At 51.9% G+C, this 20,807-nt stretch carries 17 protein-coding genes; 4 read left to right on the plus strand and 13 right to left on the minus strand.

Annotation, left to right across the window (positions count from 1 at the left end):
- The first annotated feature begins 129 nt into the window (after positions 1-129).
- A complete protein-coding gene (locus tag LI015_RS13460) occupies positions 130-1,041 on the plus strand; it encodes a DUF4397 domain-containing protein (RefSeq protein ID WP_002567461.1) in 912 nt (303 codons plus the stop codon).
- Between the two features lie 117 nt (positions 1,042-1,158).
- Here LI015_RS13460 and LI015_RS13465 read toward each other — a convergent pair whose 3' ends face one another.
- Complete coding sequence (locus tag LI015_RS13465; protein WP_227125353.1) at positions 1,159-3,036, minus strand: sigma 54-interacting transcriptional regulator; 1,878 nt, start codon at positions 3,034-3,036, stop codon at positions 1,159-1,161.
- Positions 3,037-3,377: 341 nt separating this feature from the next.
- Between LI015_RS13465 and LI015_RS13470 the strand changes: the two genes are divergently transcribed.
- The gene (locus tag LI015_RS13470) at positions 3,378-4,715 is read left to right on the plus strand and encodes a GntP family permease (protein ID WP_227125355.1); all 1,338 of its coding nucleotides are present in this window, start codon (positions 3,378-3,380) and stop codon (positions 4,713-4,715) included.
- A 142-nt stretch (positions 4,716-4,857) separates the two neighbouring features.
- On the opposite strand, the gene LI015_RS13475 is transcribed toward LI015_RS13470, so the two are convergent.
- The 8 genes from LI015_RS13475 to LI015_RS13510 all read right to left on the minus strand — a co-directional run bounded on the left by LI015_RS13475 (position 4,858) and on the right by LI015_RS13510 (position 13,268).
- The gene (locus LI015_RS13475) at positions 4,858-5,586 is read right to left on the minus strand and encodes a YebC/PmpR family DNA-binding transcriptional regulator (protein WP_002567400.1); all 729 of its coding nucleotides are present in this window, start codon (positions 5,584-5,586) and stop codon (positions 4,858-4,860) included.
- Between the two features lie 175 nt (positions 5,587-5,761).
- Positions 5,762-7,144: an MATE family efflux transporter gene (locus LI015_RS13480; RefSeq protein WP_021894758.1), complete on the minus strand. Its 1,383-nt coding sequence runs from the start codon at positions 7,142-7,144 to the stop codon at positions 5,762-5,764.
- Positions 7,104-8,579 (minus strand): hemolysin family protein, encoded by a 1,476-nt coding sequence (locus LI015_RS13485; protein WP_038270031.1) that lies wholly within the window; start codon positions 8,577-8,579, stop codon positions 7,104-7,106. The genes LI015_RS13480 and LI015_RS13485 overlap by 41 nt, the downstream gene beginning before the upstream one ends.
- A gap of 180 nt (positions 8,580-8,759) precedes the next feature.
- A complete protein-coding gene (locus LI015_RS13490) occupies positions 8,760-9,107 on the minus strand; it encodes a type II toxin-antitoxin system PemK/MazF family toxin (RefSeq protein WP_002567397.1) in 348 nt (115 codons plus the stop codon).
- Between the two features lie 148 nt (positions 9,108-9,255).
- Positions 9,256-10,446: an alanine racemase gene (gene alr, locus LI015_RS13495; RefSeq protein ID WP_002567396.1), complete on the minus strand. Its 1,191-nt coding sequence runs from the start codon at positions 10,444-10,446 to the stop codon at positions 9,256-9,258.
- A gap of 218 nt (positions 10,447-10,664) precedes the next feature.
- Entirely contained in the window at positions 10,665-12,206 is a 1,542-nt protein-coding gene (locus LI015_RS13500; RefSeq protein WP_227125357.1) for an NAD(P)H-hydrate dehydratase, read from the minus strand.
- Complete coding sequence (gene acpS, locus LI015_RS13505) at positions 12,166-12,585, minus strand: holo-ACP synthase (RefSeq protein ID WP_002567394.1); 420 nt, start codon at positions 12,583-12,585, stop codon at positions 12,166-12,168. The genes LI015_RS13500 and acpS overlap by 41 nt, the downstream gene beginning before the upstream one ends.
- A 20-nt stretch (positions 12,586-12,605) precedes the next feature.
- The gene (locus tag LI015_RS13510) at positions 12,606-13,268 is read right to left on the minus strand and encodes a redox-sensing transcriptional repressor Rex (RefSeq protein ID WP_002573621.1); all 663 of its coding nucleotides are present in this window, start codon (positions 13,266-13,268) and stop codon (positions 12,606-12,608) included.
- 163 nt (positions 13,269-13,431) lie between these two features.
- Between LI015_RS13510 and abc-f the strand changes: the two genes are divergently transcribed.
- Both abc-f and LI015_RS13520 read left to right on the plus strand, forming a co-directional pair.
- On the plus strand, positions 13,432-15,384 hold the full coding sequence (abc-f, locus tag LI015_RS13515; protein WP_038270029.1) for a ribosomal protection-like ABC-F family protein: 1,953 nt from the start codon (positions 13,432-13,434) through the stop codon (positions 15,382-15,384).
- A 22-nt stretch (positions 15,385-15,406) separates the two neighbouring features.
- A complete protein-coding gene (locus tag LI015_RS13520) occupies positions 15,407-15,643 on the plus strand; it encodes a hypothetical protein (RefSeq protein WP_002567391.1) in 237 nt (78 codons plus the stop codon).
- A 181-nt stretch (positions 15,644-15,824) separates the two neighbouring features.
- Here the strand turns inward: LI015_RS13520 and LI015_RS13525 are convergent, their stop codons facing one another.
- From LI015_RS13525 to LI015_RS13540, 4 genes are all read right to left on the minus strand, one after another.
- Positions 15,825-17,111: an MFS transporter gene (locus tag LI015_RS13525; RefSeq protein WP_227125358.1), complete on the minus strand. Its 1,287-nt coding sequence runs from the start codon at positions 17,109-17,111 to the stop codon at positions 15,825-15,827.
- Positions 17,108-18,304, minus strand: a complete 1,197-nt coding sequence (locus LI015_RS13530) for a M20 metallopeptidase family protein (protein ID WP_054354462.1) — start codon at positions 18,302-18,304, stop codon at positions 17,108-17,110. Before LI015_RS13530 ends, LI015_RS13525 begins: the two co-directional genes overlap by 4 nt.
- A gap of 38 nt (positions 18,305-18,342) precedes the next feature.
- Entirely contained in the window at positions 18,343-19,500 is a 1,158-nt protein-coding gene (locus tag LI015_RS13535) for a MalY/PatB family protein (RefSeq protein ID WP_054354461.1), read from the minus strand.
- Between the two features lie 107 nt (positions 19,501-19,607).
- Positions 19,608-20,783 carry a DUF819 family protein gene (locus LI015_RS13540; protein ID WP_002567387.1) on the minus strand — a complete coding sequence of 392 codons (1,176 nt, stop codon included), beginning with the start codon at positions 20,781-20,783 and terminating at the stop codon, positions 19,608-19,610.
- Positions 20,784-20,807 lie beyond the last annotated feature (24 nt).

The raw sequence follows: 20,807 nt of genomic DNA on the forward strand, positions 1-20,807 counted from the left end.
CTGATACACTGGTTCCTTTTATTATATGCATCAGCCTGCCAAAAATGCAGTTCCCTTTTTTTCAAAAACATACACATTCCTTCTTCCATATGAATAGACTATAGTGAATCAATCTTTTGCGAGGTCTCTATGAACAATCAGTCCTATCATACAGACAGAATGAATGAGTATCCGGACACCCTCCTGACCACGGCAGAGCTGGGGGAGGCCGATGTTCCCGTTACTCCTCTTCCCAATCCGGGCGAGGGCGGTCCTGTGGACAGCGGCGGCAATCAGAATAACGGCGCCAATGTCCCGGTCATACCTCTTCCCAATCCAGGTGAAGGCGGCCCTGTGGACAGCGGCAACCGTCCCGGCTTTCCGCCTATCTTCCGGCCTATTTTCCCCGGCAACAGCGGTTCTGTCACCGTGATTCCCGGCGTCACCTTCCCATGCTACAACTGCACCGCCACCAGCTTCGGCAGGGTGCGCATCCTCAATGCTTCCACCGGGTACCAGCCCTTTTACGTGTACCTGGGCAACTGGATGGTGGCAAGCGGCCTGGGGAACGGGGACATAACAGGCTACGTCCAGTCTGCCTCCGGCACCCAGACCGTCACCGTGTCAGGAGCCAACGGCTATGTGTACATCCAGAAGACCGTGCAGGTACGCGCCTCCGCCTCCATGACCATTGCCATCATCAATACGGCAAGCGGCCTGGACATCATGGAAATATCCGACATCTCCTGCAACGCGCCTTCCGGCACCAGCTGTCTGCGGACCTGCAACCTGTCGCTGAACCTGGGGCCCTTCGACGTATCCATCGGCAACCAGAACTCCTCCTATACTGCGTTCAGCAATGTACGCTACAGGGAAGTGACCCCTTACACCAGCTTCTATCCGGGGTGGTACCAGCTCTACATCTCCAGGACCGGCTCCTATCCCAACACCTCAGTGGCAACCACCTCCGCCAACATGAGCGCCAATACATCCTACACTCTGTATATCTTCAATGCCCCAAACGCAACGGATGGGCTGAAGACGCTGGTGGTGTCCAACTAAACGGAAATAATATAAAAAAACCATATTCCTGTTATTATCAGAAAGCCTCAGGAAAAAAACAAATATCCAGCCGGATTTTCTCCCAGAAAAAATCCGGCTGGATTACTTAGTATTGTCTCATGTCCTGATTCCATATTCCCGCAGCTTGCGCCAAAGCGTGGAACGGCTGATGCCAAGAGCTTTGGCTGTGTTGCCCTTATGGTAATGGCAGGATGCAAGGGTCTTAGTAATAATACGCTGTTCGTCCTCCTCATCAGAGAGGACTGAACCTGTCCCGAGCGGGATTCCTCCCTGTAAGGATACAGCGGCCACAAGGTCTGCATCCACCGCAAAACCGTTGCAGAGCACTGCAAGGCGTTCGCAAAAATTAAAAAGCTGCCGCACATTACCGGGCCAGTCCATCTGCTCTAAGTATGCTTTTGCTTCATCTGTTATCCGTATATCAGGAAACGCGCGTTTCATATAGGAATCCGCAAGCAGAGAAATATCCTCCCTGCGCTGGTTCAGAGAGGGAATATTGATCCGCAGCACATCCAGGCGGTACAATAAATCCTCCCGAAACTGACGCTCAGCCGCCAGCTGCTCCAGATTCTGGTTGGTAGCCGCCAGGATGCGGATATCCACGGGAATGACAGAATCTCCCCCGACCCGCATAATCTCCCTCTCCTGAAGAACCCGCAGTAGTTTCGCCTGCAGCGGCAGTGAAATCTCTCCGATTTCGTCCAAAAAAAGGGTTCCCTTGTGGGCCAGCTCAAAAAGTCCCGCCTTTCCGTCCCTGTGCGCTCCTGTAAAAGCCCCCGGTACATAACCGAACAGCTCGCTTTCCAGAAGCTGTTCCGGAATAGCAGCACAATTAACAGCCACAAAGGGCATCCGCCTGCGCTGGCTGTCATTATGGATGCTTTGAGCGAACATCTCTTTTCCTGTTCCGCTTTGTCCAATCAGAAGAATATTGGAGGACGTCCGGCTGTATCTTCTTGCCGTCTCCACAGTCGATATCATAACCGGCGACTCTCCCGTGATATCGTCAAACCTGTAGCGGGCAATATGGCCCCTTTTACAGATCCGTTTTCGGATGTCATGCTCCATGCTCTGGATTTCTTTCACTGCCTGCACATTGACCACATACCCGCAGATGGATGATTGGATTTTCAGAACGTTTTTACTTACATTCAGCATATTGCTGCCATATTGGACAAGGCGGTTCACATATTCTTCATCGCCTGCCAGTACATCCTTAAGCTCCCCTCCAAGGGACAGGGCGTCAACGGGCAGGTGCTCCCCGTCTATTCCAAGGACAGACTGCGCTTTCCTGTTCATGGCTGTAAGCTTAAAATCAGGGTCAATCAGCAGAATGCCATCGTGTGATATGTCCAGCAAAGCCTGCAGGCGAAGGGCTTTCTCCTGTTCCTTCCTGAAAATGGACCAGGTGCGTTTGACGTCGGACAGCGCGTTCCAAAACGCTTCCTGGCTGGTTTGGATCATCATAAAGGATACATGATTCTCCGCAGCATAACGGCAGGTATTTACTCCTCCCAATATCACCTTGCACCCCTCTGACTCAGCACGTTTCACCAGCATTTCATTATTCCAGTCAGGTGTCAAAACAAAGGTCCTGATAGGAGCCTCGCTTAAATCCGAAAGCTCTGTAATGCCGTCAAGCATGTTGCCGGCTGCTATGATTCCGATTTTTTGTTTTCCGTAATGCTCAACGCAATTGCGTATGGTCCTCAGAATATCCGCAGCCGGAACCGTAATTTCCACTACCGGGATATTTTTTGACAAACTGGCCAGGATTTCAGCGAGAAGTCCTCTGGTGAGTACTATGTCGGCCTCAATCTTAATCTGGTTCACATTTTCACTGGTGACAATAACCTCCTCCATCTCATAGTTTTCCTGATCAACCGCTCTGTAAAATTCATTATGTTGTCTGAAAATCTGGTAAGCGTTCTCAATAAAACCCTTGTAAGGAACAGCCAGTGCTATTTTTATCATATGTATCACTTTCCTTCTTTCTCATGCATATACCGCAGAACACATCTGTATCCTGTAAATCTAAAACAGAACTCAGATATAGAACAAATCGTTTTATTCGAGCTATATAGTTGAAACAAAATGTGTCATATCGTATTCCGCATCCATCTTGCCCATATTAAAACAAATCGGCATAAATCACATAAAATAACATAAATCCATCATGTTTTCTGAAAATAGTTTGGTTTTGCAAATCTGGCATGAAATTTGCTTTATTATATTACATAAAACTGGCAGTTTTTTGTATATTTCATCTCTGCAAAGAAAACAAAAGAAAGGAATTATTGGGTGAAAAAATGGTTATGGTTTTAATTGTGGTTTTAGGAATTGCTTTCCTGCTGCTCCTGGTATTAAAATGCAAACTCCATGCGTTTATCGCGCTCTTAATCGCTTCCATCGCGGTGGGTGTGGCAGCCGGAATGCCATTAACAGACATTACGGCAAGTATTCAAAACGGTATGGGAGGTACTCTCGGCACAGTGGCCATCATAGTGGGACTGGGAGCCGTGTTCGGCCAGATGCTGGAGGCATCCGGCGGCGCTCAGGCCCTGGCTAAAAGCATGATCCGTTTCTTCGGTGAGAAGCATGCCCCGCTTGCTTTTGCTGTCACTGGATTCATTATTGCGATCCCTGTTTTTTTCGATGTTGGGTTCATTATCCTGCTGCCTCTGATTTATGCAGTGGCATACAAAACAAAACGCTCCGTCGCAACATTTGCATTTCCCCTGATTATTTCTTTATGTCTGACCAATGCATTTGTGCCTCCCACACCGGGTCCGGTAGCAACATGCAGCGCATTAGACGCAAATGTAGGGTGGGTCATCTTTTTTGGAATCATTATTTCCATTCCCCTTACACTGGTGGGTTATCTTTATTCAATTAAATACATTGATAAGCACCTTTTTATCCCTGTGCCGGATTACATGATTCCCGAAGAGTCAAACGATGAAAACCTGCCTTCTTTTTCCAGTGTAATCCTTATCATTGCAGTTCCCATCCTCCTAATCCTGGTCAATACAGGCGTGGATGCCCTGGTCAATGAGGGAATCCTGGCAGACAGTTTCTTTACACAGGCCGCAAAATTCTTAGGTACATCCTACATTGCTTTGCTGATAGCTGTATTGCTTTCATTTTACATTCTCGGCAAGCGCAGAGGCTTTCACAAAGAAGATCTGTACGAAATATCCTCTAAAGCATTCCTGCCCGTGGGTTTGATCATTCTGGTAACCGGAGCCGGAGGTGTGTTTAAGCAGATACTTTTGGACAGCGGCGTAGGAGATGTTATAGCACAATCCGTGGAGACCATCGGCCTTCCACCTATTATTTTGGGGTATCTGGTTGCTGTATTTATAAGAGTCAGCCAGGGCAGCGGCATGGTAGCCATGATAACAGCCGCCGGTATTGTCAGCCCTTTGCTCGCTGTTTCCCCTGTATCGGAAATGCAGAGAGCCCTGGTTGTATTGGCGATTGCCGCTGGTTCAGTGGCTGCTTCCCATGTAAACGACAGCGGCTTCTGGCTGGTCTGCAAATATCTGAACATGACAGAAGGCCAAACGCTGAAAACATGGACGTTCATCACCGCATTTCTCTCTCTCTGTTCCCTGGTTCTGGTAATCCTGCTCAGCTTAATAATACCGTAAAAAAATCATGTCCGCTTTTCTATGACAAAAAATCCCCTGCTGCAGATTGTGGTAAACCTGCCGCAGGGGACTTCCCATTCCATGGCTCCAATACAGCACAACCCTCTAACCCAGCCGTGCTCCATTTGGGCAATGCCCTTGTTTATTCATCCCAGTTATGGTACACAGCCTGGACATCGTCATCCTCATCCAGCAAATCCAGTGTACGGTTTAACTTCTTGATATCATCCTCATCGGTCAGCTCCACCCATGTCTGGGGAATCATGGTCACATCCGCCTGCATCATGGGAATGCTCTGGGCCTCCAGTGCCTCGCGCACCGCGCTGAAATCCTCAGGCGCCGTAACGACCTCGTAGCTGTCCTCCTCCTCGGAGAAATCCTCTGCTCCTGCATCCAGGGCAAGCATCATCAGCTCATCCGGATCCATGTCGCACTCTTCCTTGTCAATGATGATCTGTCCCTTTTTGTCAAACATATAGGACACGCTTCCCGGTGTGCCTACGTTGCCGCCGCCCTTTGTAAAGGCGCTCCTCACATTGGCAGCCGTACGGTTCTTATTGTCGGTCAGTGTATCTACGATGATAGCTACGCCGTTGGGGCCGTATCCCTCGTATGTAAGGGTCTCGTAGTTTACGGAATTGGCATCGCCTGCCGCCTTCTTGATGCCGCGGTCAATGGTATCATTGGGCATGTTGTTGGCCTTTGCCTTGGCGATGACGTCCCTCAGTTTACTGTTGTTGGCCGGATCTGCCCCGCCCTCTTTTACAGCGACTGCAATCTCACGGCCGATGACAGTGAAGATTTTGCCCTTGGCAGCGTCGTTGCGCTCTTTCTTATGTTTAATGTTGGCAAACTTTGAATGTCCTGACATTGGTAAACACCCTTTCCTGTTTCTTCTTTTATGGTTTATATATGGTTTATACGTTCAAATACAGCCTTCTGCCGTATTTTATACACATCTTTTCTATATTAACACGATTTTTTTTATATGGCAAGAAAAATTCTTCGGCCGGCAGACCCTTTTGCCCAGCCCCTGTCTGCCAGACTCACCCCACATCTGAAGCCAGGTTCCTGAGCCACTTCTTCTGCCTGTACCGTATATATCCCAGAACAGCCTTATATACCTCTTCCGTCATAACCAGGGCATACACTGTATAGATAGGCAGCCTCCACACCAGGGCTCCCAAAAACGCCAGCGGTACGCCGATGAACCACACGCCGCTGGTATCAAGGAACAGACACATCTTGGTATCGCCGCCGCTTCTCAGCACACCCACCACATTGACATAATTGAACATCTTGGCCGGCATGTAAGCCGCAAAAATCAGGATGCACAGGCTTACGTCCCGGGCCACCTCAGGCGTGATGTTGTAAAGGCCGATGATGGGCCAGCGAATGCCAATCAGCACCACTGCCACGCCTACCGTGGCAATGAACTGGAGGATGAAGAAATGCACCGCATACTTCTCCGCCCGCTTGAGATGGCCTGCCCCCAGCTCATTGCCCAGGATAACGGCAGTGGCCGCGCTCAGGCCCTGGAACAATACCACCAGTATATCCTGTATGGTGGTGGCAATGGTGATGGCCGCCACTGCCTCGTCCCCCATGCGCCCGTATGCCAGAGAATACATGGTGGTGCCCAGCCCCCACATGAACTCATTGGCAATGACAGGGGCTGATGTGCCGAAAAACCGGCTGACAAACAGTCTGCTCCAGCCAAACAAATCCTTAAGGCCGCAGGCCACCGGAAGCCTTTTTCCGTACACATACCCCAGTATCAGCACAATTTCAATTATCCTTGCTATCAGGGTGGCCACAGCCGCACCCGACACTCCCATGGCAGGCATACCCAGCTTGCCGAAAATCAGCACATAGTTCAGGCATATATTAATCACGATTGCTATGCAGCTGCTTATGACAGGGAAAATGACCTTGTTCACCGCCCTGAGTATGGCCACATACACATTGGTCATGGCCAGAAAGGGGTAGGTTAATACCGCTATTTTCAAATACTTTGACCCCAGCTCCACGCTGTCATGGCTGGTGGTGAATATGCGCATGACGGATTGTGGGGAAACAAGGGCCGGCACAACGAAGAACAAGGCCCCTGTCAGAGCCAGAAGTATGGAAAGCCCCAGGACCTTCCGTATGCTCCTCAAATCGCCGTTTCCCCAGAACTGGGCCGCCAGCACGCCGCTTCCGCTGACAATTCCGAATACCAGAAGCGAAAAAACAAAGAAGAACTTATTGGCCAGTCCCACTGCCGCTATGGCGGTGGCCCCCATGGTGCCAATCATCAGGGTATCCACCAGGTTTACCACTGTGTTGAGCATTCCCTGCAGAGCCACGGGACAGGCAATCATCAGCGCCTTCCTTAAAAATCTGCTGTCACGAAACATCTCCTTCGTACTCTCTATTAACTGCATCATATTTCTCTTCCACCGAATCTTTCCCGCGGTCCGCAGCCTTCCCGCTTTCTGGCACAGGCACGACCCGGACGCTCTCTATCATCTTATTGCCGGCCCGCTCCACTTCAAAGAGCCAGCCGCCGAACTCCACCTGGGGGTTCTCCCCTTCCTGAGGGATGCGGTCCAGCCGTGAGACCAGATATCCATTCAGGGTATCGTAGGTGTCGCTGTCCTCCTCAGGCAGTTCAATATCCAGGGTTTCCATCACATCTTCCAAGGGCGTAAGGCCGCTCATGACAAAAGTGCCATCCTCCATGGCCTGTATGAAATCCTCTTCCTCATCGTATTCATCCATGATGTTGCCTACGATTTCTTCCAGTATGTCCTCCATGGTGAGAAGGCCTGCTGTCTGTCCGTACTCATCCACCACGATTTCCATGTGAATCTTGCGGGACTGCATCTCCTTGAAAAGGGTGTCGATGTTCCTTGTCTCAGGTATAAAATTGGCTTCCCTTAAAAGGCCGGGAATGTCCATAACCATCCTGTCCTTGTTCTCTTCCTTTTCCGCAAAGGTCATGGCATCGCGCATGTGGAGTATGCCGATGATATCATCTATGTCCTCTCCGTATACAGGATACCGGGTATTCACGCCTTCATTCAGGATAAAATCCACTGCCTCCTTAAGGCTCATGCTGCCGTCCAGAACCGTCATGTTGGTGCGGTGCGTCATGATATCCGCGGCTTCCTTGTCTCCCAGCTCAAAGATATTGGTTATCATCTCTGTCTCATCCGCTTCCAGGACACCCTGTTCATGGCCTTCATTCACCATAGACATGATATCTTCCTCTGTCACGTTGCCGTCGTCATCCGCCAGGTCCACCCCGAAGAGCTTAAGCACCAGGGAAGAAATCAACGTAATCAGGCGTGTCAGGGGCAGGAATAGCCCCGCGAAAAAGAGCACCACCGGAAGCATATGGTATCCCCACTTCTCAGGCTCCTTGGCCGCCAGACGTTTAGGTATGATGATGCCGAAGCTGATAACCAGCACCAGGACAAATATGGTGACCAGGGCCAGAATCCCTGCCCACTGCCACCAGGACGGATTCCTGTACCAGGGCGTGCCCGCTGCCGCCATCACCTGGGCCGGATCTACCCAGGCCAGTACCTTTCCCAAAAGGAACCTGCGCTCCACCATGCCAATCATGGCAGGAAGGATCGCCGCTCCTATAATCATACCCATCAGATGGGTGGTGACCTGGATGGTATGGACGAACCGCACGGGACGGTTCACTATCTCTAACAGACGCGCGGCCTTCTTATTTCCCCCGGCCGCCTCCTCTTCCAGCTTCCCTTCGTTCACATTCTGTATTGCCGAACCAAAACCGTAAAACACTGCCTCCAGAAGAATAAATCCTATCAATATGAGGATACTGACAGGTGGATAACCATCGTCCATAATGACAAAAAGACTCCTTTCATACTCATGAAACACCATAACCGTCGGGCCCTGCCAAAAAAACAGAGCTATACCCCTAAAATACGGCATAACTCTGCTTATCATATCATTTTTCTCATATTTCGTCAATGGTGCCTTATGCTCCTGCTCTTGGTTCCCGCTCACGGGTCCCCCGCCTGCTTATGTACGCAGTTCCAGGCTAATCATAAGGGCCTCATCCACCTTCTGCTGAAGCTCCTCGTCAATGTGGCAGATTTTCTCCTTCAGTCTCTGCTTGTCAATGGTGCGCAGCTGTTCCAGGAGAATGACCGAATCCTTAATCATGGCACAGCGCCTGGTGGGCAGCTCCACATGGGTGGGCAGCTTGGCTTTGTTCATCCTGGATGTAATGGCCGCACATATGACCGTGGGGCTGTGCTTGTTTCCCACGTCATTCTGGATAATCAGCACAGGGCGCACTCCCCCCTGTTCCGAACCCACCACCGGCCGCAAATCTGCATAATAAATATCTCCACGTCTGATAATCACATCGTTCACACTCCGTCAATTTATTCAACCTTAGTATTGACATTTTTGACCTGTGTATACATAGCCGGGATACACTGGTGCATCCGGCCGGCTTTACGCCACACTAATAACATATGAATCAGACGTTCTCTTTGAGCCTGGTAGGCTTTTACATATATCCAAAGCCCTCGTAAATATCGTTAAAGTAATCCTTTTTCCCAATGGCCTTCCCGTCCCGCAGGTAGACTCTTGGAACCCGTTTGCCGATTTGGCAGATAATCTCATAGTGAAAACCGCCGCTTAAGGCAGCTAACTCCTCCACCGTGATGCATTCCTCCCCATCCCTACCAATGAGAGTCACCTGGTCGCCTTCCTCTGCCTCCGGGATGTCCGTGACATCCGCCATAAACTGGTCCATGCATATCCTGCCAAGGATCTCTGCCCGTTTTCCCCGGATAAGCACCGCTCCCTTGTTGGAGAGACTGCGCAGGTAGCCGTCCCCGTATCCCACGGGAATGGTGGCCACACGCATGGGACGGTCCGCCACAAAGGTACCCCCATAGCTCACTGCCGTACCCGGCCCGATGGTCTTTATGTATGTGATAAAGCTCTTAAGCTCCATGGCAGGAACCAGCTTCACCCTGTCCCGGGCCACCTCGTCTGATGGGTACAGGCCGTAAATAGAGATTCCGGCGCGCACCATATCCAGTCCGTTGGAGTCCAGCCCCTCCACAATACCGGCGCTGTTGGAGCAGTGGCGGATCGGGATATCCACCCCACGGCTGCAGAGCATTTCACAGAATTCCCTGTATTTCTTATACTGTGCCTCATAAAATGCCTTGTCCGCCTCGTCTGCCCTGGCAAAATGGGTAAACATACCCTCAATGCATATTCCGGGAAGCCTGGATATACGGGCCGCCTCGTCTGCCGACGCCTCATCCGGCGTCATTCCAATCCGGCTCATGCCCGTATCCACCGCCAGATGGATGTTTGCCCTGGCGCCGTTCTTTACAGCTGTTTCAGACAATTTCCCCGCCTCCTCATACCGGAACATGGCAGGGCGTATATCGTACCGGACCAGATCCTCAAAACGGCTCTCATGGGTCACGCCCAGTACCAGAATCATCTTCTGGATGCCGTGGCGGCGCAGGATAATCGCCTCGTCAATGGTGGCCACCGCGTACCCTTTTACGTAAGGATCAATGGCCCTGGCCACCGGAACTGCCCCGTGTCCGTACCCGTCTGTCTTTACCACCCCGATCATGGAAGCGGAAGGAGGCAGACTGTCCTTCATTGCCCTCATATTGGATTCCACCGCATCCAGGTCAATGGATGCGTAAACTCTGCTGTAAGAATTCATTGTTGTTGCCTCCTGTGTCACGGGCCTCTGTTCCGGCCCATTTTCAATCTTATTTTATTATTTAGCGCGGCGGAAATGATGCTGCACCGCAGTTGTCACACCTTGGCTGTCACGCCCTGGCCGTCACACCATGACTGTCACACCCCAGCCGCACACCATGACCGTCACACCCCAGCCGCACACCATGACTGTCACACCCCAGCCGCACACCATGACCGTCACACCATGGCCATCACACTGCCAACAGCATCCGCCAGTTCCGAAGCCAGCAGGCTGTGGGCGCCGCTTTTAGAGGCAGCCGCGTCCCCTGCCCGTCCATGAAGATATACACCCAGACAGGCCGCCTCCTCTTCCTCCATGCCAATGGCTATCAGACCTGCTATGATGCCTGTGAGCACGTCGCCGGAGCCTGCCTTTGCCATGGCGCTGTTGCCGCTGGAGTTGATGTACAGGTTCCCGTCCCGTCCCGCAGTCACAGTGGCGGCGTCCTTTAACACGCAGGTAAGGCCGTAGCGGCCCGCATACTCCAGGGCCGTGGCTGCCAGGTTCTCCTTAATCTGATCGATTCCCTCCCCTGTAAGCCGGGCCATTTCTCCCAGATGGGGCGTCACGATAATGTTCTCTGTATAGTAGGAGGTAAGATATGGATGACCCGCTATGGCATTCAGGCCGTCGGCGTCAATGATGACAGGCACGAACGCGCTGGTCAGTATATCCTCCACCAGATATTCCACATAGGGTCCGTTTCCCAGTCCCGGTCCCAGCACCACCACGTCAGCCCATTCCATCTGGGCTTCTATCATCTTCCTGAATTCATCCCTGCCCTCCATGAGCTGGTCAGGGGTGTAGGTGGCTATGATGGCCTCAGGCAGGCGTTCCTGGAGAATCTGACGGTTTTCCTCCACCGTAAGCAGTTTTACCAGTCCCGCCCCTGTCCTGTATGCGGATAAAGCGCTCAGGTAGGCGGCCCCGCACATATTCTTAGAGCCTGCCACAATCAGCACCTTTCCAAAGGTTCCCTTGTTGGAATAGGCAGGGCGCCTGGGTATCCGTTTCAAATCATCATCGCTGTAGGTAACGGCAAAATCTCCTGCCGCCGTCCCCTCTGCTTCCTTCACCGCCTCCAGGGCCTGTCCGGGAAATCCGATATCAGCCACCTCCACCCGGCCCGCGTACTCCCGGCCCGGATACAGGGCTGTCCCGGTTTTCTCCCATCCAAAGGTAACCGTCAGGTCCGCCCTCAGGGCTATGCCCATGACAATTCCCGTATCCCCATGAATGCCGGAAGGCACATCCACCGCCACAGTCCTGCGGATGGACTTGGACGCAAGCATTTCGATACACTGCCTGTAATCCCCCTCCACAGGGCGGCTCAGTCCCACGCCGAACACCGCGTCTATGAGAAGGCCGCATTCTTCCTTCTCCCCCTCCTGCCACGGCAGAGTGAAAAGTCCCACGTTGCCTGCAATCTTAAGCTGCGTCCTGAATTCCTCTGTTCCCTTATCCGGATTTCCCACCAGAAATACACGCACCGGATATCCTTTTAGATGAAGCATTCTGGCTGCCGCCACACCGTCGGCCCCGTTGTTGCCGGTGCCGCACACCGCCCAGATTACATCCCCCTTTTCCCACAGGCGCTCCGCTGCCAGGGCCACCTTAAGAGCTGCCCGCTCCATCAGGACCAGGGAGGGGATTCCTATGGTGTGGATGGTGTATGCGTCAATGGCCTTCATCTGTTTTCCCGTTACCAGCATCCTCATTTGGCTGTACCTCCTTTATCCTTCCTTCTCCCACTGCAAACGCCATGGCGTATTCCCTTGTATTGGTGATGGACACCTCCAGACGCTCCATTCCCATCTCCTGAAACCGCTTAAGGGCCCCTCTGTAAAGGCGGACATAGGGTTTTCCCATATCATCCCTGAGCACCTCCACGTCGATGGGCATGAAGGTCCGAAACCCTGTCCCCAAAGCCTTGGCAACCGCTTCCTTCACAGCAAAAGAGCCGGCCAGCTTAGAGGCGGACCCCTTTGCTTGCCGGCTTTCCATATCCGTAAATGTACGCACCACAAAATAATCCTTTTTACAGGCTTTTTCCATGCGTCTGATTTCAATTAAATCTGTTCCAACTCCAAGTATCATGGTGCTGTCTTCCTAAACATTTACTTTAACGCGTTCTTTTTTTCCTCCTGCAGGTCATACATGCTGCTGACCCGGTAGGAAAGACGCATCAGGCTCTCGGACAGGTGCACATTCTCCACCACCACATCCTCCGGTACCACCAAATCCGTATGGGCAAAATTCCAGATAGCCCTGATTCCCGCGTTTACCAGGCGGTCCGCAATCTCCGGCGCCTTTGTCTTCGGGATGGTCAGAGCAGCAATCTGAATCTCATTCTCCCTGATAAACGTTTCCAAATCATCCACGGAGCGAATCTCAATCCCTCTGATGACCAGGCCGATCAGTTTGGGGTTAATATCAAACATTCCCCTGATAACAAAGCCCCTGCGCTCAAAATTCGTATAGTTGGCAATGGCCTGTCCCAGGTTTCCTGCTCCAATGATGATCACATTGTGCTGTCTGTCAATCCCAAGTATTTTGGCGATCTCTGAATAGAGGTACTTAACATTATAACCGTAGCCCTGCTGGCCGAATCCGCCGAAATTATTCAGATCCTGACGGATCTGAGACGCGGTCACTTTCATTCTGGCGCTCAGCTCATTGGAGGATATGCGCTCCACACCTTCCTCTATTAATTCACCTAAATAACGGTAATAACGGGGCAGCCTGGATATGACTGCCTTCGAAATCTCCTTGCGTTCCATGATGTATCCACCTTCCCATTGTGCAATTCTGTCAAAACCTTAATAGTTCTATTATAAACACACGTCAAAAAAATGTCAAACCGTTTACATATGTTCTTGAAAAAATCGTCTCCGTATATTATACTTGGGAGAGCTAAATATGTCGTTTTTAAAGGAGTTTACCATGATTTTATCATGCAGCAATATAAGCAAATCATTTGGAGAGAAACATATATTAAAGCAGGTTTCCTTCCACCTGGAGGACCATGAAAAGGCAGCCATTGTCGGAATCAACGGCGCCGGCAAGTCCACTCTCCTCAAAATCATCATCGGGGAACTGGCCTGTGACGAGGGGTGCGTGGCCCTGAGCAAAGGGGCCTCCATCGGCTACCTGGCCCAGCACCAGGACCTGGACAGCGAGAGCACCATCCACGACGCCCTGCTGGAGGTCAAGCGCCCCATCCTTCAGATGGAAGAACGTATCCGCTCCCTGGAACTGGATATGAAAAGCGCGTCCGGCGAAGGTTTAGAAAACATGCTGGAGGAATACAGCCGCCTGACCCACCAGTTTGAACTGGAGGGCGGTTATGCCTGCCGCAGTGAAATCACCGGCGTATTAAAGGGCCTTGGCTTTGCCGAGGAGGAATTTTCAAAGCCCATCAACGCCCTGTCCGGGGGCCAGAAAACCCGCGTATCCCTGGGCAAGCTTCTGCTGACCAAGCCTGACATCCTGCTCCTTGACGAGCCCACCAACCACCTGGATATGGAATCCATCGCCTGGCTGGAGACATACCTTAAGACCTACAGCGGCAGCGTAATCATCGTTGCCCATGACCGCTATTTCCTGGACCGGGTGGTGACAAAAATCGTGGAGCTGGACAATGGAACCGGGACCGTGTTCAGCGGCAATTACACGGCCTACAGCGACAAAAAAGCCATGCTTCGGGACGCCAGAATCCGGGCATACTTAAATCAGCAGCAGGAAATCAGGCACCAGGAGGCCGTCATTGCCAAGCTTAAATCCTTTAACCGGGAAAAATCCATCCGCAGGGCCGAGAGCCGGGAAAAGATGCTGGATAAAATCGACCGGCTGGAAAAGCCCATAGACATCGACGACTCCATGGATATCCGGCTAGAGCCGGATGTGGAAAGCGGCAAGGATGTGCTTACCGTTACCGGCCTGAGCAAGTCTTTTGACAGCCAGACCCTGTTCACAGACGTAAATTTTGAAATCAAGCGCGGGGAACGGGTGGCCATCATCGGCAACAACGGCACCGGCAAGACCACTCTCCTTAAAATCATCAACCAGCTGCTGCCCGCCGATGCCGGCGAGATACGTCTGGGCTCCAAGGTGCACATCGGCTACTACGACCAGGAACACCAGGTCCTTCATATGGATAAGACCTTGTTTGACGAAATCCAGGACACCTATCCCAGCATGAACAATACCCAGATCCGCAACACCCTGGCGTCCTTTCTCTTTACAGGGGATGATGTGTTCAAGTTGATCCGCGATTTAAGCGGCGGCGAGCGGGGCCGGGTCTCCCTGGCCAAGCTGATGCTTTCCGACGCCAATTTCCTGCTCCTTGACGAGCCCACCAACCATCTGGACATCACCTCCAAGGAAATCCTGGAAAGCGCCCTGTGCCGTTACACCGGAACTGTACTCTATGTATCCCACGACCGGTATTTCATCAACCGCACAGCCACCAGAATTCTGGACTTAACCGGACAGTCCCTGATTAACTATATCGGCAGCTATGACTATTATCTGGAGAAAAAGGATGTGGTGGAAGCCGCGTTTGCAGCCAGGAACAGCCGTACATCCGCAGTGTCCGGTTCCTCCCAGTCCCCGGACCGGCCGTCCCAGGGTTCCCCAAACGACCTGAAGCTGGAATGGAAGGCCCAGAAGGAAGAACAGGCCCGTATACGCAGGATTCAGAACGAGCTCAGAAAAACAGAGGAGTCCATTCACGCCCTGGAGACCAGGGACAGCGAGATCGACGCCCTCCTCACCCTGGAAGAGGTGTACACCGATGTGCCCCGGCTTATGGAACTGAATAAGGAAAAAGAGGAAATAGCCGGACAGCTGGAAAAGCTGTACCAGAGCTGGGAAGAATTGGCCGAGGAGGCCTGATGCCTCAGAAAGGAGCTGTTCAATGAAACTGAAACGTATATTTGCCCTCTTGGGGGCCGTCCTGCTGGCAGGACTGTTTATTCTGGCCATTGTGCTGGCTGTCATGGGCGCGCCGAAGAATTATCTCATGGCGGTTATCTTCTCCCTGGTGTTCATTCCCATCGTAATGTACGCCATGGGTCTTATGACCAGGGTGCTGAAACCATCCGATCCCCCGGAAGGCATGGATGAGGACGGGGATGCAGGGGATGAGCTGTGACAGCGGGAACCCGGATCACTGTATAACTACAAAACAAGCTCCCTTATGAAAGACACGTTTCTCTGTCTCTCATGGAGGGAGCTTTTTATATCATGGCAGAACTCCGGGCTGAACCCTGGGCTGAAATCCGGGCTGAACCCCGGGCCGAATCCCGTGCTGGACTCCGGGCTGAATTTTGGTTTCAGCAGGCCGCCTGTTTTTTCAGGCTGCTTCTCACCAGCCCGTTTACCCAGAACACCCCCATCATGACAACAGACAGCAGGGCCGCGCCCTCATATGGGAAGCGTATATCCGAAGCTCCCGCAGTCCGGGCCATAAATCCCAGTACCAGGGGTGAGGAAAACTGTCCCAGGCTTCTCATGAACATGATGACAGAGCCTGCCGCCAGGGACTCATCCCTCTCACAGGCAATACACGCCTCCGCGTTAAAGGTTCCCACTGCCGAGGCAAGGGCAATTCCAAACAGAACCAGTCCCAGCATGGTCAATGCCAGACTGTTCTTCGCGTATAGGGACAGCAGTCCCCCGATGGAGCACAGCCATATGAAGGTGCCCATATACCTTCCCAGGAGTTTCTTAAGCTTTCCTATGTAAAGCCCTGTCACCAGGGAGCTTACAGTCTGGAAGGACATGATGATCCCCACCTTTTCCCCGCTGATCAGGCCCTCCGACAGAATGATGGAAGAACAGTTGTTCAGTATGGCAAAATAACCTACAAACACCACAAAGGTTCCGGCCCCATAGACCCATGTTTTCCGGATGACGCCAAGATTCCCCCTGGCCCGGCGCGCCCTGTCATCTCCCGCTGCTCCCCCGACGCCGGTGACCGTTACATCAGGAATATGCTTAAGGCACAGCCACAGACATGGTATTCCAAACAGATACACCAGAAACACCGCCCGCCAGGATATGGCAGCCAGGTACCCGGCCAGCACCATGCATATGATGGATGAGACACTGGACCAGATGACAATGCCGCCATTTAAGCGGTGCTGTTCCTCCCTGGTGAAGAAATAGGACAGCAGCCCCACTGACAGGGGCATCATCAGCCCATATCCGGCTCCAATCAGGATTCTGGTCAGGACCAGGGTATAAATTCCGGAAGCCAGACCGCCCATAAGGCCGCCGGCCAGAAACAGGACCAGTCCCGCAGCGCAGAGCTTCCGGACAGAATAGCGTCTGCTGAGCCATGCAAAGGGAATGGCCACGGCAATTACCATCAGGGACGGCAGGGACACTATCATCTGCACCAGCACTCCGGGCGCATCCGGAAAACTCTGGCGTATGACACCCAGGGCAGGCGATATGCCAGTTCCTACCAGGGCATTGGCCATGGAAAGGCTCAGGATTGCCCACAGCACCATGGACCTGTTTTTCATTTCTGATTCTGTTTTTTTCACTTCTGTTTTTTCCACTTCTGTCATTTCCACTGCTGTCATTTCTACTGCTGCATTGTCTTTCGCGCTCATACATCCTGCCTTTCCAGAAGATGGTACAGTGTGTTAATATAGACAGCCAAAGCCGGAACCATGGCATCTTCATCAATATCAAATCTGGGATTATGCAGACTGGCAGTCAGTCCTTTCTCCTCATTCTTCACTCCGAAGAAGAAAAAGGCGCCTTTGTATTTCCTGGTATACCAGGCAAAATCCTCTGATCCCATCTCAGGCTCCGGACGCTTCATCACCTTGTCCTGTCCCAATACCTCTGCCGCGGATTGGTAAATGGTATCCGTGATATCTCTGTCATTGGCAAAGGAGGGAAACGCAAAGGAATCCTCAAATTCACAGGTGATTCCGTTCATCCGGCTTAAGTCTCTTACAATCTGCTCCAGCCTGCCTGCTATATAGTCCCTCACCTGACCGTCGTGGGCCCGGTAGGTTCCTCCAAAGGTCAGCTCTGAGGGAAGGACATTTTTAGTGGACAGTACCCCGGCGTTTATAGAGCATACCGAGATAACGGCTGTCTTCATGGGCGGTATTTCCCTGGAACCTATATTCTGTATGGCCTGAATCATCTCCATGGCAATGGATATCAGGTCCTTCCCCTTATGGGGCGAAGCCGCATGGCACCCGGTTCCCTTAAGCTTTACCTCGAAAAAATCACCGCTGGCAAAAAAGCTTCCGTACCTGCATCCCATCACACCTGCCGGATATTGAGGCTGGCAGTGGGCTCCGAATATGGCGTCCACGCCGTCCAACACCCCTGAATCCACGATGAGCTTTGCCCCGCCAGGCGCAGGACCTTCCTCGGCAGGCTGGAAAATCAGTTTGACACATCCGCCGGGAATCTGGTCCCTGTGCTCTGAAAGATAGGATGCCAGCCCCAGCAAAAGGGCTGTATGTACGTCGTGGCCGCAGGCATGGCATACCCCATCCCTGGCAGAGCGGTAAGGCACATCCTTCTCATCCTGCATCCCCAGGGCATCCATATCCGCCCTGACCGCTATGGTATTTCCCGGCCTGCCTGTTTCCAGGATTCCCAGGACAGCGCTTTCTGCAAATCCGGTGTGCACCTGAAATCCCAGATTCTCCAGCACTCCCGCCACCATGGCCGATGTCTTTGGCAGATGAAATCCGGTTTCAGGACAGGAATGTATATTCCTTCTCCACTCCACCATCCTGTCCCTGTATTCCTGCACCTCATTCAGTAACCCCTGCATCCTGTCACACTTCCTTTCTCAGATCCGCTCACACATCATCAGCCAAATATGGTTTTCAGCCGTTCAAGGCCTTCCTTCAGCATGGCTCTCTGTGTACCGATATTGATACGAAGGAATCCATTTCCTTCTATTCCATAGTGGGAACCGTCATTGGGCGCCACACCTGCCCCTACCACCTTTTCCATGAGTTCCTTCTGGCTTAATCCCAGTGCCGTAAAATCCAGCCACATAAGATAGGTTCCATCCTGGACATATGTCTTTGCCGCAGGCAGGTTCTCCGCCACATACTCTGCCACAAACTGCGCATTTTCATATAAGTACTGATTCAGCTCATCCACATAGGCTGCCCCATGGCGGTAGGCCACCTCAAAGGCCTTAAGTCCGAACAGATCCACTCCCACATGAAACGCGGTGACCACCTTGTTCACCCTGCTATACAGTTCCGGATTCTTGATAATCAGGACAGAGGACTTAAGACCGGCAATATTAAAGGTTTTGCTGGGAGCCATGGCAGTGACGCTGCGCCCCGCCGCATCCTGGTTCACTGTCTGATAAGGAATATGCTTGTGTCCAGGAAAAACCAGATCCGAGTGGATCTCGTCCGAAAATACCAGAACATGGTAGCGGCTGCACAAATCATTGAGTCTGGTCAGCTCCTCCATGGTCCACACACGGCCCACCGGGTTATGGGGGCTGCAAAGGATGAAGAGCTTAACCCCCTCCTTGAATTTCTCCTCCATGTCCTCAAAATCCATTTCATACCGTCCATGTTCAAGCTTCAGTGATGAGGTCACCAGGGTCCTCTCCTGCTGCTCAATCACCTTAAAAAACGGGTCGTAAACAGGCGTGTTTACCATCACCTTGTCCCCTTTTTCCGTCAGTGCATAGATGATGAAGGAACATGCGCAGACAACGCCTGGAATAGTAATCAGCTCCTCCCTCTTTATGTCAAAGTGATTGCGCGTTCTGTTCCATTCAATAAAGCTCTCGTAGTACCCCTCCGACGGGAACGTATACCCATAGGTCGGATGCTTTGCCCTCTCCGTCATGGCCCGGGTGATCTCCGGCAGTGTCTCAAAGTCCATGTCCGCGATTCCAAAGGGAATCAGATCCTTCCGGCCAAAATCTTTTTCCAGCCGGTCCCACTTAATTACCTCCGTATTATGTCTGTCAAATGTCCTGTCGAAATCATACATGTTTCCTTACCAACCTTTCTTAGTTACTTATCATTTATTGGGACGCATACCCGCAGGATGCGTCCCGCCTGATGGTATCTATCATACCCTCAGGCCCCCTCTCTTGTCTACCCCATCATAAGCAGCAGGTTACACATGCCCAGGCCCACAAAGGTTCCAATCATGGAGCCGATAGCTGCCATGATAACGGAGATAGACTGATAGGATTTACCATAAGCAGCCGCAACCACCGGTGCCGACGACACGCCGCCGATATTGGCGATGCTTGCAATTCCCAGTGTACACAAATCCACCTTCATAAGCTTTGCCACCAGGAACATGATGATTACATGTATCAGAAGCACAGTCACGCCGGACAGGAAGAATACGCCTGCATTGGCAAAGCTCCTTAAGTCCACATTGGAGGATGATACGGAAAGGGCAAAGATAGCCAGCGTTCCTCCTATCAGCTCCAGACCGTTTATATAGCCGAATTCCGTGGTGGTGCCGATGATGACGCCGATGGCTGTCACCATAAGATACAGCCATACCTGGGCGGGCACTGCGGGTATCAGCGCTCCTAAAAAGTCGCCCATATGGAAGCCGAACGCCACAATCACAAGGCCCACACCCATAATCATGAACAGATCCAGAGAAGTAGGAATCTGCTTTTCCCTCTTTGTCTCATCAAGCCTTGAGGCAATCACATCTATTTCCTCGGGTTTTCCGCCTGTCCACTTATTAAACCTGGCGGCAAAGGGAACCATGACAATCAATATGGTCATCCAGGGACGGAATATCAGGTTAATCAGCAGCAGTACATTGGCCAGGTTCTCATCGCTCAGCCCCACTGCCCCGGCAACCGCGTACAGGTTTTCAATGCCTCCCGTAAAGCTGGCGGTCCATGTGCCGAAGGACTGGGGAATCTGCTGCAGTCCCAGAGGACCGGCAAAGCACTTATATACCACCACCATGCCAATGCAGATACTCAGGGTGGTGCACAGGAATACGGCCAGCAGCTTGGGACCTATCTTTACCATCTTCTTGAAATCACACTGCACCGCGATACAGAATACCATGAAGGGAACCATGTATTCCAGGATATTGCTCCTCATGGAGCTGACGGCCTTATTGCTGAAAGACCATACACCAAAGGTATTGCAGCACACAACGATCAGGAATACAATAATGACCGGCGGCAGGAACTTATAAATCTTTAAGGGGTACTTCTTTACAATCCAGAACACAAATGCATTAATGGCCAATAATGCTGCTACAAAACTCAATCCTGATGTTACTAACATATACTTCCCTCCTGTGATTCATAA

The organism is Enterocloster sp. 210928-DFI.2.20 (assembly GCF_020554465.1).
Lineage (GTDB): Bacteria > Bacillota > Clostridia > Lachnospirales > Lachnospiraceae > Enterocloster > Enterocloster bolteae.

Coding starts and splice junctions, on each gene's coding strand:
- LI015_RS13480 (WP_021894758.1), bottom strand. CDS start 7,144: ATGATGCAGTTAATAGAGAGTACGAAGGAGATGTTTCGTGACAGCAGA.
- LI015_RS13535 (WP_054354461.1), bottom strand. CDS start 19,500: ATGTATGATTTCGACAGGACATTTGACAGACATAATACGGAGGTAATT.
- LI015_RS13470 (WP_227125355.1), top strand. CDS start 3,378: ATGGTTTTAATTGTGGTTTTAGGAATTGCTTTCCTGCTGCTCCTGGTA.
- LI015_RS13540 (WP_002567387.1), bottom strand. CDS start 20,783: ATGTTAGTAACATCAGGATTGAGTTTTGTAGCAGCATTATTGGCCATT.
- LI015_RS13520 (WP_002567391.1), top strand. CDS start 15,407: ATGAAACTGAAACGTATATTTGCCCTCTTGGGGGCCGTCCTGCTGGCA.
- alr (WP_002567396.1), bottom strand. CDS start 10,446: ATGAATTCTTACAGCAGAGTTTACGCATCCATTGACCTGGATGCGGTG.
- LI015_RS13510 (WP_002573621.1), bottom strand. CDS start 13,268: ATGGAACGCAAGGAGATTTCGAAGGCAGTCATATCCAGGCTGCCCCGT.
- LI015_RS13460 (WP_002567461.1), top strand. CDS start 130: ATGAACAATCAGTCCTATCATACAGACAGAATGAATGAGTATCCGGAC.
- LI015_RS13500 (WP_227125357.1), bottom strand. CDS start 12,206: ATGAGGATGCTGGTAACGGGAAAACAGATGAAGGCCATTGACGCATAC.
- acpS (WP_002567394.1), bottom strand. CDS start 12,585: ATGATACTTGGAGTTGGAACAGATTTAATTGAAATCAGACGCATGGAA.
- LI015_RS13475 (WP_002567400.1), bottom strand. CDS start 5,586: ATGTCAGGACATTCAAAGTTTGCCAACATTAAACATAAGAAAGAGCGC.
- LI015_RS13530 (WP_054354462.1), bottom strand. CDS start 18,304: ATGCAGGGGTTACTGAATGAGGTGCAGGAATACAGGGACAGGATGGTG.
- LI015_RS13465 (WP_227125353.1), bottom strand. CDS start 3,036: ATGATAAAAATAGCACTGGCTGTTCCTTACAAGGGTTTTATTGAGAAC.
- LI015_RS13485 (WP_038270031.1), bottom strand. CDS start 8,579: ATGGACGATGGTTATCCACCTGTCAGTATCCTCATATTGATAGGATTT.
- LI015_RS13525 (WP_227125358.1), bottom strand. CDS start 17,111: ATGAGCGCGAAAGACAATGCAGCAGTAGAAATGACAGCAGTGGAAATG.
- abc-f (WP_038270029.1), top strand. CDS start 13,432: ATGATTTTATCATGCAGCAATATAAGCAAATCATTTGGAGAGAAACAT.